This is a genomic window from Variovorax paradoxus NBRC 15149, assembly GCF_001591365.1.
Classification (GTDB): domain Bacteria; phylum Pseudomonadota; class Gammaproteobacteria; order Burkholderiales; family Burkholderiaceae_C; genus Variovorax; species Variovorax paradoxus.
This window is the reverse complement of sequence record NZ_BCUT01000001.1, coordinates 2,086,327-2,098,955: the sequence shown is the minus strand read 5'-3', so window position 1 is coordinate 2,098,955 and position 12,629 is coordinate 2,086,327. Positions and strand designations below refer to the sequence as shown.

Genomic DNA, 12,629 nt, shown 5'->3' with positions numbered 1-12,629 from the left:
CGTGGCTTCATGGAGGCCGCAGCGCAAGCATCGAGTTGTTCAATCTGATCTGCTGGAGCGAATCATGGATCTGTCGTCGCTGTTCGATTCACTCACCGGTGCTTGGGGGGATGAAATCCTGTTCTGGGTGGTGGCCGCCGTGGCGGGCTTCATCTGCCTGATTGCGCTGGTGAACGTGCTGGACCTCTTTCTCGACAACGAAGCCGACCCTCCCATGAAAGACCCTCGATGACGCCTCAGAACAAGGCCGCCGCCGGACGCCGCTCGAAGGCCACGGACGGCAGCAACGCCAAGCAGCAGCAGCTCGATGGATTCGCAACCGATCATGCGCCCAATCTGACGACCAACCAGGGTCTTCAGATCCCCGACAACCACAATTCGCTCAAGGCCGGGGTGCGCGGGCCCACGCTGCTCGAAGATTTCATCCTGCGCGAGAAGATCACGCACTTCGACCACGAGCGCATCCCGGAGCGCGCGGTGCATGCGCGCGGCTCGGCGGCGCATGGCTATTTCCAGGTCTACAAGTCGATGTCGCAGTTCACCTGCGCCGACTTCCTGCAGGACCCGGACGCAAAGACGCCCGTTTTCGTGCGCTTTTCCACCGTGGCCGGCTCGCGCGGCTCGGCCGACACGGTGCGCGACGTGCGCGGCTTTGCCGTCAAGTTCTACACCCGCGAGGGCAACTACGACCTCGTGGGCAACAACATCCCGGTGTTCTTCATCCAGGACGCGATGAAGTTTCCCGACCTGATCCACGCCGTCAAGCCCGAGCCGCACCACGAGATGCCGCAGGCCGCCAGCGCGCACGACACCTTCTGGGATTTCGTCTCGCTCATGCCCGAGAGCACCCACATGCTGATGTGGGCGATGAGCGACCGCGCCATTCCGCGCAGCCTGCGCATGATGGAAGGCTTCGGCGTCCACACCTTCCGCTTCGTCAACCTGCGCGGCGAGAGCCACTTCGTGAAGTTCCACTGGAAGCCCAAGCTCGGCATCCACGGCCTCGCATGGGACGAGGCGCAGAAGGTCGCGGGCAAGGACCCCGATTTCCACCGCCGCGACCTGTGGGAAGCGATCGAGCAGGGCGACTTTCCCGAGTGGGAGCTCGGCGTGCAGCTGGTGCCGCCCGACAAGGCCGATTCGCTCGGCTTCGACCTGCTCGATCCCACCAAGCTGATCCCCGAGGAGATGGTGCCGGTGCAGCGCATCGGCCGGCTGGTGCTCAACCGCAACCCCGAGAATTTCTTTGCCGAGACCGAGCAGGTGGCCTTCCATCCGGGGCACGTGGTGCCCGGCATCGACTTCAGCAACGACCCGCTGCTGCAGGGGCGCCTGTTCTCCTATACCGACACGCAGATCTCGCGCCTGGGCGGCGCCAACTTCCACGAGCTGCCCATCAACAAGAGCGTGTGCCCGTTCCACAACTTCCAGCGCGACGGCATGCACCGCCAGACCATCGCGCGCGGCCAGGTGGCCTACGAGCCCAACTCGCTGGGCGACGGCAAGGAGTTCAGGGTGGACGGCGGCAGCGTCGGCTTCCAGCCGCATCCCGACGAGCTCGAGTCGCCCAAGGTGCGCCGGCGCAGCCCGAGCTTCGACGACCACTTCACGCAGGCGCGGCTGTTCTTCAACAGCCAGAGCGCGGCCGAGAAGGAGCACATCGTTGCGGCCTTCCGCTTCGAGCTCTCCAAGGTCGACGTGCCGGCCATCCGCCAGCGCATGGTCGACAACCTGGCGCACGTCGACGAGAAGCTCGCGCGCCGCGTGGCCGAGCCGCTGGGCATCGGCGCGCCGGACGCCAAGGCGGCCGCGGGCCGCGCGGGCTACCGCGAGCACCGCATGACCCTGCCCATCGAGGAGTCGCCCGCGCTCAGCATGGCCGACAGCGGCGACGGCTCGATCCGCACGCGCAAGATCGCGATCCTCGCGGCCGACGGCATCGACTCCGCCTCGCTCAAGCCGATCCGCGATGCGCTCGAGCAGGCCGGCGGCAAGTGCAAGGTGGTGGGCGCCCGCCTGGGCACCATCGCCAGCGCATCGAAGCGGCAGATCGACGTCGACATGACCTTTGCCAACGGGCCGTCGGTCCTGTTCGATGCCGTGCTGATCCCCGGCGGCGCCCAGGGCGTGGCGGCGCTGGCGGGCATGGGCGATGCGGTGCACTTCGTGCTGGAGGCGTACAAGCACTGCAAGGCCATCTGCACCGTGGGCGACGGCGTGCAGCTGCTCTCCACGCTCGGCATCGGCGCCAACGCGCAGCAGGGCGATGCGCCCGCCGGCATCATCGTGGCGGCCACGCCGGTCACCAACCTCGGCGACACCAGCGAGGCGACGCAGATCGCGCAGGCCTTCATCGCCGCGATCGCCAGGCACCGCCACTGGGACCGTGCCAACATCGATGCGATTCCCGCCTGATGCAGGGCCTGCGGTCCTAGGGCCTGTTAACGCTACGGAAGGGGTCGCGAAGCTCGACACAGCCCGCCCATCAAGGCGCGTGACGCCGTGCGTGCATGCGCACGCACAAGGAGCGCAACGCGGAGGGGCGGGCTGTGGCGAGCTTCCCTTCGGGTTACTTCGCCAAGGGGCCGTCTGCGGCGTTGCCCGCGCTTGCAAGGCCAAAGCCTTGCTGCGCCCGGGCGCCTTGCATCCAGCCCCTTGGCGAAGCAACGCGATCCCCTTCCGTAGCGTTAACAGGCCCTAGTCCGTTCGCGCTAGGCCTTCTTGCGAATAGGCGCCGCAGGGGGCCGCTCCTAGACTTTCCCCACGAGGCCTGAACGGCGCGCACTTCCGCGGCGTCGACCCCCGCAACCGCGGGCACACGGGCCGCGCGCGGGGGTCCAATGACGTGGTTTTCGAGAAGAACGGAACGGGAGCGCTCGGCACGTCGTGCAGGGGCCGCGGGTGCGCTGGGGCTGGCAGCCATTCTTCTGCTGGGCCATGGGCCCCTGGCATCGGCGCAGCAACCACAGCAGGGGCCGAATGCCGAAGCCGCGGCCGGCCGGGCGGAGCAGGCCCGGCTCGCCGACACCGACACCTTGCTGGCGTTGACCAGCGAGGGCGCGGTGCTCTACGGGCAGGATGCAGTCAAGCTGTCCGGCTACCAGTACTGCAGCCAGGCGGTGGCGCTGGCCGAGGCCGGCGAATTCCGCCAGAGCGTGCGCGCCGCCAGCAAGGCGCTGCACCTGGCCAATGCCACGAGCGATCCCAACCTGCTGGCCATGGCCAACCGCGACCTGGCCATCGTCTACAGCTATTCGGGCCAGCTCGAGAAGGCCGAGGAATTCGCGCGCGAGGCGCTCAAGCATCCGGCGCGCGATCCCAAGCTGGTGGTCGGCCCGGTGCAGAAGGTGATCGGCGACGTGCGCACCCGCCGCGGCGACTACGCGGGCGCCGTCATCAGCTATGACGAGGCGCTGGCCAACAGCTCGTCGCGCTATGCGCCGCTGGTGCAGGCCTCGCTCGTCAATGCGCTGATCGAATCGGGCGACGCCGCCAGGGCGCGCGAAGTGCTCGGGGGCATGGCGCCGCCCCGGGACGCGCCGCTCACGGCGCAGCTCGACCGCACCCGCGCGCGGCTGCTGCTGGCCGAGAACAAGCCGGCCGAGGCGCGCGACCTCTACCGCGCGCTCACCGCGCGGCAGGTCGGCACCGACACCGAGTACTACCGCCTCTGGGCCTGGGACGGCGTGGCGCGCAGCGAACTTGCGCTCGGCCAGAAGCAGGCCGCGGCCGAGGCCGTGGCGCGCGCGCTGGGCGGCATCGACCAGGTGCGCGCCAGGTTCCGCAGCGAAGAATTCAAGATGGGCCTGTTCTCCGACCTGCAGTCGGTGTTCGAGCGCGGCGTCTCGATCTACAGCGACGCGGGCGATGCGCGCCAGGCCTTCGAGGTGAGCGAGCGCAGCCGCTCGCGCGCGCTGCTCGATGCGGTGCGCGGCCGCGCGAAGATCAACGAGCGCGCCGCGACCACCGTGGACCTGGCCGCGCTGCAGGGCATGCTCGCGCCCGACGAGCGCGTGGTGCAGTTCCATTCGCTGCCCGACCGGCTGCTGGTGTGGGTGGTCGGCCCGGCCGGCATCGAGGCCAGGACGGTGCCGGTGCGCCGCGACGAGCTCACCGAGCTGGTCGAGGTGTTCCGCAACTCCATCGTGCGCGGCCGCCGCGCGGCCATCACCAATGCCGACAAGCTCGGCGCCGCGCTGCTCGGCCCGCTGGGCCTGGCGCCGGGGCAGCGGCTGATCGTGGTGCCGCACGGGCCGCTGCACTACCTGCCGTTCCAGGCGCTGCGGCTCGACGGGCGCTACGTGATCGAGACGCATCCGGTGGCGGTGGCGCCATCGATCAGCATCGCGGTGCAGCTCGCGCAGCGCTCGCCGCGCGTGGGCGCGTCGCTCACGGCCTTCGGCAACCCGCGCATCGAGGACAAGTACGACCTGCCGGGCGCCGAGGTCGAGGTGAAGCAGCTCGCGCAGCTGTTCCCGCGCAACGCCGTGTACATGGGCGCCGCGGCCACCAAGACGCAGTTCCGCGACGTGGCCGCGCGCTCGCCGCTGATGCACGTGGCGGCGCATGCGGAGGCCGACGCGGTGGATCCGCTGTACTCGCGCATCCTGCTGGCCAACGAGGGCGGCAAGCAGAATTTCCTGGAGGCGCACGAGATCCTCGGCCTGCCGATGGACGGCACGGCGCTGGTGACGCTGTCGGCCTGCGAGTCGGGGCTCGGGCGCATCGCGCAGGGCGACGAGGTGCTGGGCTTCACGCGCTCCTTTCTCTCGGCCGGCAGCTCGAGCCTGATCGCATCGCTGTGGCCGGTGTCGGACGACGCAACCGCGGTGCTCATGGGCACGCTCTACGGCGAGCTGGCGAAGGGCCGCGACATCCAGAAGGCGATGCAGGCCGGGCAGCTGGCGGTGCTGAAGGATCCCAAGATGTCCCACCCCTTCTTCTGGGCGCCGTTCAACCTGATCGGCAACTGGCGTCTCACGGTGGGGAGCTGACATGAAAAGAAGAACTGCCATGTCTGTTTGTGGTGTTGTGTTTGAAGTTTGTTGTTCGGGCCGCGATCACGCCGACGGGGTACCTTGCTCCGCGAATGTCCCCCGGCCTTCGGCCTCCTCCTTGATTTCGCTGCGCAAGGCACCCCATCGACGTGATCGTCATGCGCAGCGGTCGTTGATCGGCCAGCACAACGACCGCGCTCATCGTGCGCAGGGCATCGGGTGCTCCCCTCAGCGAAATAAAGGAGGAGCCGAAGGCGGGGGACATTCGCGGAGGGGAGTACCCGGTGGCCTGTGCACGCGCCCTGAACAACAGCACCCTGAACAGCAGCGCCCCCAACAACAGCAACACGCGGTGGAGCACTGAGATGCAGATGCGCGCAATCCAACGCTCCACCCCGATCGCCCTCGCAGTCGCCGCACTGGTGAGCGCAACGCTTCTCGTTGCCGCCCAGCGCACCCACGCGGCAGAGGCCGATGCCAATGCGCTGCTGCCGACAAAGGATCCCTGCGGCAGCTGCGACCGCCCCCTCGCGCAGGCCACTGGCACCGTGGCGCCGCAGAGCCTGCCCGCGCCGCCGCAGCCACCTGCGGCCAGATTCAAGCTCAACGACCTGCGGCTCAACGGCGTCAAGGCCCTGAGCAACGAGGAACTGCAGGGCATCACCGCACCGTACATCGGGCGCGACGTCACGCTCGGCGATCTCGAAAGCCTGGCGCAGGCCATCACCGCGCGCTACAAGGAGCGCGGCTACTTCCTCGCGCAGGCCGTCGTGCCCGTGCAGACCGTGCGCGACGGCATCGTCGAGATCAGCGTCATCGAAGGCCGGCTCGGCAAGGTCGAAGTGATCGTTGCACCCGATGCGGCCATCAGCGAGGCGCGCGTGCGCGGCTTCCTTGCGCCATTGCAGCCCGGCGAGGCCGTCAACGCACCGGCCTACGAACGCTCGATGCTGCTGCTGTCGGACCAGCCCGGCATCAAGGTCTCGTCCGCGCTGCAGGAAGGCACGCAGCCGGGCACCACCGACCTGTCGGTGGAAGTGGCGCCGGCGCCGCGCTGGGCCTTCGCGGCCGAGGCCGACAACCACGGCACCAAGGAATCGGGCCGCTACCGCCTCGGCGGCACGATGCGCTGGGCGAGCCCGCTGGGCATCGGCGACAACCTGGACGTGCGCGCCATGGTCTCCAACGGCAATGCGCTGCAGTTCGGCCGCGTCGCCTACGAGGCGCCCATCGGCAGCAGCGGCCTGCGCGCGGGCCTCGGGCTGGCGCGCGTCAACTACGAGTTGGGCGGCGAGTTCTCGGAACTGGGCGCGCAGGGCAAGGCCGACGTGTTCGACGTCTCGCTGAGCTACCCGGTGATCCGCCAGCGCCAGCACAACCTGTTCCTGCGCCTGTCGGCCGACAGCAAGAAGCTCACCGACGAGTACACGGCGGTCGACTTCTCGGCGCGCAAGCGGGTGCGCGGCTTCGGCCTGGGCTGGACCTGGGAGCGCCGCGACGACTGGCTGGGCGGCGGCTATTGGGCGAGCACCGGCAATCTCTACCACGGCCGGCTCTCGATCCGCGACGCCGACAGCCTGCAGACCGACCAGGGCCTGGGCGGGCACCGCACCGAGGGCGGCTTCACCAAGGCCACCTTCCAGCTCTCGCGCCTGCAGGCGGTGCTGCCCCGGCATTCGCTGTACCTGGCGCTGGGCGGCCAGTGGGCCAGCAAGAACCTCGATGCCTCGGAAAAACTCTCGCTGGGCGGCGCGCGTGCCGGGCGCGCCTACCCTTCGGGCGAACTGCTGGTGGACCAGGGCGTGATCGGCACCGTGGAATGGCGCTGGTCGCTCGATGCCGAGTTCACGCCCTTCCTGTTCTACGACGCGGCGCACGGGCGCCAGACCAAGAACCCGACGATCTTCGACAGCGGCCCCCGTTCGCGCAGCCTGCGCGGCGCGGGCATCGGCCTGAGCTGGACGCGGCCCGGCAACTTCACCATCAATGCCACGCTGGCCTGGCGCGCCGGCACCGACCCCGCGCGCACCGACGGCGGCGGGCGCAACCCGCGGCTGTACGTGCAGGCGCAAAAGACCTTCTGAGGGCAGCATGAGAAACCATGATCTTTCCGCGAAAGCCCTGCCGCGGCACTGGCGCGTGCGGCCGCTGGTGCTGTCGCTGGCCTGCATGGGCATGGTGCCGGCCTGGGCGCAGCTCAACCTGCCGGCGGGCTTTCCGCAGAGCGGCAATGTGGTGTTCGGCAATGTGGGCATCGCTTCCGGCGGCTCGGCGACCAGGCAGGTGCTCAACCAGAGCACGATGAACGCCATCGTCAACTGGAACGCGTTTTCGCTGGACGGCGGCAAGACGCTCAACATCAACCAGCAGATGGGCGCCGCGAGCGTGATGCTCAACCGCGTGGTGGGCAGCGGCGGCGTGATCGAGCAGTCGGTCATCAACGGCACGCTGTCGGCCAACGGGCATGTGTTCGTGGTCAATCCCTCGGGCGTTCTCTTCGGCGGCAGCGCCCAGGTGAACGTCGGCGGGCTGGTGGCCTCCACGCTGGACATCAGCGACAGCCAGATCGCCAAGGAGGGCAGCGTGGTGGGCAAGGGCGGCCAGCTGCTGTTCGGCGGCGGCATCAACGATGCCAACAGCACCGCCCGCGTGACGGTCCAGCCCGGCGCGGTCATCAGCGTGGGCGAAGGCGGCACGCTCGGGCTGATCGGCGCGCTGGTGCGCAACGAGGGCAATATCAACGTGGCGCGCGGCTCGGCGGGCCTGGTGTCGGGCGCCCGGGTGACGCTGGACTTCGAAGGCGACGGGCTGACCAAGTTCACGGTGCCGCTCGAAGGCGGGCTCATGAACACCTCGGTGGCCGGCGTGCAGGCGACCGACCCCACCACCAAGGCGCTGGTGATGAACACCGGCACCATCACGGCCGATGGCGGGCGCGTGGTGCTGGTGGGCGCCTCCGGGCTGGTGCAGCAGGTGGTCAACCAGAGCGGCACGGTGCGCGCGCGTTCGCTGGTCGAGCGCGGCGGCGAGATCGTGCTGGAGGCCATCGGCGCCCAGGTCGACAGCGGCGCGGGCCTCGAGGTGAGCGGCACGCTGGATGCGAGCGGCAATGCGGCCGGCGCGGCCGGCGGCAGCATCCGCACCACGGCCGGCAACCTCAATGTGCTGGCGGGTACGCAGATCGATGCCGGCGGCAATGCAGGCGCCAACGGCAGCTGGACGGCCGAGGGGGGCCGCAATCTCTCGGTCGTGGCCGATGCCGATTCCGGCAACATCGCGGCCAGCGTGATCGGCAAGGCCCTGAGCCAGGGCACCGACGTGACGCTGACCACGCGCTCGTCCGGCAAGGTGGCGCAGATCAACGACGCCGTCGTGTTCCAGCCCGGCGCCCAGGTGATCAAGGACGGCGGCGGCACGGCCACGCTGCGCGTGAATTCGGTGGGCAACATCGACATGCGCTGGGCGGTGGAGGGCGGCGGCGCAACCATCGCTTCCACCAGCGGTGCGCTGAACGTCGATTTCAATGCCGACGCGCAGGGCCTGGCCGCCGCCGAGGCCGGCCAGGCCAACGGCATTGCGGCGGCCATCCGGCTGGACCGTGCGCGCATCGATGCCAACGGCGGGAACATCCGCTTCTTCGGGCAGGGCGACAGCGACAACGGGCGGGCGATCGGCGGACAGGTCAAGGGCCCGGGTGCCGACGGCGCCGGCGAAATCCGCAGCGGCGTCTGGCTGGGCGGCAGCGCCTTGAGCACGCTCGGCGCGGGCAGCATCTTGCTGCGCGGCGAAGGCGGCACCGGCGAGGTGGGCAGCGGCTTCCTGAGCGCCACCGACGGCGTGCGCATCGACGGCGACAGCACGCTCGGCACGCAGGCCGGCGGCATCACCTTGGCCGGCCGCGGCGCCGCGGGAGGCTCGGGCGTGCGGCTGAACGGCGACGACTATTCGGTCGCCCTGTCTTCCGCAAGCGGCAATATCGCCCTGACCGGCACGGTGCGCGACTGGGCCAGCGGCGGCCCGGTCGGCGAGCCGCCGGATGGCGCCGGCGTGCTGATCACCGGCTCCAAATTGACCACCGGCGGCGATGTGCGCATCACCGGCCAGGGCGGCGACCTGTCGGGCATGGCCGCCGGCCTGCGCACGCAAGCCGTCGAATTGAGCACCAGCTACACCGTGGGCGCCTCGAATGGCGTGGCGATCGACGGCACGCGCATCGAGGCCGGCGCAGGCCGCAGCATCGCGATCACCGGCACGGCCGGCAGCGCAGGCTTCGGCTACGACGGCACGGGCGCGGCGCTGGGCTTCGCGCCGCTGGACGCGACGGTCACTCCGTTTGGCGTGCGGCTTTCGTCCTCCCAGCAGGCCGACGGGCTGCATGCCGCGGGCGGCAGCATCCGGATCGCGGCCGGCACGGGCGATGTGAGCCTGGTGGCCGGCGCCTTCGAGGGCACGCTGCTCGATGCCGCCAGCGCCACCGGCATGGGCGGCAGCATCGGCGTGACGGGGCGCAACATCCTCGCGCAATCGACGGCGGACAGCAGCGGCCTGGCGGACGCCAGCGGCGCGGGCGGCGGCGGCAGCATCGATATCCGCGGCAGCACCGCGGCCGGCGCCGGCAACGAGAACACGGGCGTGGTCTCGGTCGGCCCGAACCTCACGCTGCTGGCCAACGCCCTGGGCAGCGGCAACGGCGGCAGCATCACCCTCGTGGGCGAGCGTTCGGTGCGCGCCTTCGGCGACCTGCAGGCCCGGGGCGGCAGCGCCGGCGGCAATGGCGGCACGATCGAGACCTCGGGCGGCTCGTTCGACGTGAGCGGCATCCGCATCGACGCCTCGGCGCCGGCCGGCCTGGCGGGGCGGTGGATCGTCGACCCGTATGACGTCACCATCGTCCACGGCGTGGCCGGCGGCGGCAGCCTGCCCACCAACCCCTTCGATCCGGTGGCCACCTCGACCATCCAGGACGGCGACATCAACGGCGCGCTGAACACCGGCACCAGCGTGAGCATCACCACCGGCAGCGGCGGCACCGATGCGGGCGACATCCGCTTTGGCAGCGGCATGGTGATCGAGCGCACGGTGGGCAGCGCGCCGCTGGTGTTCGAGCTGAACGCGGCGCACTCGATAGGCGACCGCGTGTTTTCCAGCTCGTACCTGGCGCCGATCATCCGTTCGACCACGGGGCCGATGGACGTGATCTTGAATGCCGGCTCGGCCGGGGCGCTCGACGGCTATGTCCATTACTTCGGCAACACGGGGGCCGACCAGGCCGTCATCTCCACCAACGGCGGCAGCGTGCTGGCGCACGCCACGGGCACGGGCTATGCCGAAGTGGTCTTCAACTCCGCCAGCATCGACACCGGCGGCGGCAACCTGAGCCTTGTGACGGACGGGCCGAGCAGCACCCAGTTCGTCGCGTTCAGCGGCGACGTGCACACGCGCGGCGGCAGCGTCACGCTGGACTCCGGCTTCGTCGGCGCCAGCCCCGCGTTCAGCGACATCAACATCGACGTGGACGGCACCATCGACACGGGCGGCGGCGCGGTGTCCATCCATGCGCATGGCGTGGGCGGCATCTACGATTCGGTGACCAGCCGCTTCAACAACCAGATCATCACCAACGGCGGGGCGGTGTCGATCCTGAACGGGCAGACCGGCGCGCCCTCGGGCTTCGTGCTGCTCCAGGGCACTCGGATCGACACGCGCGTCGGCCAGTCCGATGCGGGCGCCGGCGGCGACGTGAGCATCGCCGGCGGCGGCGTGAGCATCAACGGCGCGCGCATCGACAGCGCCACCGGCGACGTGGCGATCACCGGGACCGGCGGCACGGGCCAGAGCGGCAGCGCGGTGCAGCTGGATTCGCTGTTCCTGCGGGCCGTGGGCGTTCCGGTTCCCACCGCCATCTCGACCACCAGCGGCAACGTGCTGGTGCGGGGCGTGCAGGACTTCAACCGCGGCTCGAGCGCATTCAATGCGACGCACGGCGTGCTGGTCACCGGCGGCAGCAGCATCACGACCGGCAGCGGCAACATCGCGCTGCAGGGCCTGTTTGCCAGCGCGGTGGTCGACGGCACCGACAGCGGCGTGCGGCTGGAAAACGGCGCGCGCCTGGCCACCACCGGCGGCGGCAGCATCGAGCTGACCGGCAGCTCGCTGCAGGGCACGCCCGGCGTGTCGATCCAGACCGGCCTCTTGTCCACCGGCGCTCCCGGCGCGGCGCCGCAGGTGCAAAGCAGCGGCAACCTGGTGCTGCGTGCCAGCAACGACGGCAGCGCGCCGGCCCTGGCGATCGACGTGCCGGTGAGCGCCGCCGGCACCATCAACCTGCGGCCGGGCGGCATGGACGCGGCGCTCAATGCCTTCGACGCCACGGCCGCCGGCATCACCGTGGGCGGTGCGGCGGGGGGCGGGTTCACGCTGTCGGACGCGCTGATGTCGCGCCTGAATGCGCCCAGCGTGGTGGTGGGCAGCAACACGCACGCAGGCACCATCACCGTGGCCGGCGCGCTGACGAGCGCCGGCGCGCTCACGCTGCAGAACGAAGGCGTGGGCGCCGGCGCCGGCGGCATCGTGCTGAACGGCGCCGTCACGGCGGACCGCCTGGGCCTGCTCTCGGCCGGCGACATCACGCAGACGGTGAAAGCACCGATCACCGCCCAGCACCTGCTGGCGCGCTCCAGCCGCGGCAGCGTGCTGCTGGACCGGGCGGCCAACAACGTGAGCGAGAACACGCTGGGCGGCGGCGCCGCCGGCGCCTTCCGCTACCAGGACGTGGACGGCGTGCGCATCGGCGCGCTGTCGGTCACCGGCTTCGACGCCGGCAGCAACCAGCCGCAGCTGGTGTCGGCCACCTCGATGGCGGCCGACACGGTGTTCGTGCGCACGCTCTCGGGCGACCTCACGCTGGACGCCGCCGTCACCAGCAGCTCGGGCACCGACCTGGTGGCCGCGGCGCGCTTCCAGAATGCGGGCGGCGGCAGCATCGGCGGCGCGCCCTGGCGCATCTGGGCCGACACCTGGGTGGGCGAGTCGCGCGGAGGCCTCGCCGGCTCGGGCGCCACGCCCAACCTGTTCCACTGCGCCTACCTGGGGCTGTGCACCGTGAGCATCACGCCGGGCGACAACCACTTCATCTACGCCCAGCAGCCGCGGGCCACGGTGGTCATCGGCGACGCCAGCCGGCCCTTCGGCACGGCCAACCCGCCCTTCGGCTTCACCATCGGCGGGCTGATCCTGGGCGACGGCACGGCCGGCTTCCTGGGCACGCCCACGAGCGCGGCCGGCATCTTCAGCCCCGCGGGGCGCTATGGCATCAACGGCAGCTTCACCTCGGCGGCCGGCTATGCGGTGGACGTGGTGCCCGGCACGCTGACCGTGACGGCCAGCCTGCGCCGGCCCGACTTCCCGGGCTCGGACCTGGTGCGCGAGCTGCCCAACACCAACACCTACACCTTCGACCGCAACCTCGGCGCGCCGCCGATCTGCTTTGCCACCGGGCCGCTGGAGGGCGACCGTGCGCAGCAGGACGGCGACCTGCTGGCGCGCGAATGGTCGCGCGTGCGTTCGCGGCCCAACCTCACCAGCTGCGTGGCCACCGACCGCAAGAACGGCTGCGCCGATTTCTGAAAGCGA

At 70.5% G+C, this 12,629-nt stretch carries 5 protein-coding genes; all 5 read left to right on the top strand.

Annotated elements, in window-relative coordinates:
* Window positions 1–64 precede the first annotated feature (64 nt).
* Window positions 65–232, top strand: a complete 168-nt coding sequence (locus tag VPA02S_RS31965) for a hypothetical protein (protein WP_012745663.1) — start codon at window positions 65–67, stop codon at window positions 230–232.
* Window positions 229–2,415 carry a catalase gene (locus VPA02S_RS09785; RefSeq protein ID WP_062363641.1) on the top strand — a complete coding sequence of 729 codons (2,187 nt, stop codon included), beginning with the start codon at window positions 229–231 and terminating at the stop codon, window positions 2,413–2,415. The genes VPA02S_RS31965 and VPA02S_RS09785 overlap by 4 nt, the downstream gene beginning before the upstream one ends.
* A 425-nt stretch (window positions 2,416–2,840) precedes the next feature.
* The gene (locus tag VPA02S_RS09780) at window positions 2,841–4,994 is read left to right on the top strand and encodes a CHAT domain-containing protein (protein WP_062363638.1); all 2,154 of its coding nucleotides are present in this window, start codon (window positions 2,841–2,843) and stop codon (window positions 4,992–4,994) included.
* Window positions 4,995–5,368: 374 nt separating this feature from the next.
* Window positions 5,369–7,081, top strand: coding sequence for a ShlB/FhaC/HecB family hemolysin secretion/activation protein (locus tag VPA02S_RS09775; RefSeq protein WP_244883432.1), 1,713 nt, complete (start codon window positions 5,369–5,371; stop codon window positions 7,079–7,081).
* A 7-nt stretch (window positions 7,082–7,088) separates the two neighbouring features.
* Window positions 7,089–12,623, top strand: coding sequence for a beta strand repeat-containing protein (locus tag VPA02S_RS09770; protein WP_062363635.1), 5,535 nt, complete (start codon window positions 7,089–7,091; stop codon window positions 12,621–12,623).
* The last annotated feature ends 6 nt before the right edge of the window (window positions 12,624–12,629 follow it).

Coding starts and splice junctions, on each gene's coding strand:
- VPA02S_RS31965 (WP_012745663.1), top strand. CDS start 65: ATGGATCTGTCGTCGCTGTTCGATTCACTCACCGGTGCTTGGGGGGAT.
- VPA02S_RS09785 (WP_062363641.1), top strand. CDS start 229: ATGACGCCTCAGAACAAGGCCGCCGCCGGACGCCGCTCGAAGGCCACG.
- VPA02S_RS09780 (WP_062363638.1), top strand. CDS start 2,841: ATGACGTGGTTTTCGAGAAGAACGGAACGGGAGCGCTCGGCACGTCGT.
- VPA02S_RS09775 (WP_244883432.1), top strand. CDS start 5,369: ATGCGCGCAATCCAACGCTCCACCCCGATCGCCCTCGCAGTCGCCGCA.
- VPA02S_RS09770 (WP_062363635.1), top strand. CDS start 7,089: ATGAGAAACCATGATCTTTCCGCGAAAGCCCTGCCGCGGCACTGGCGC.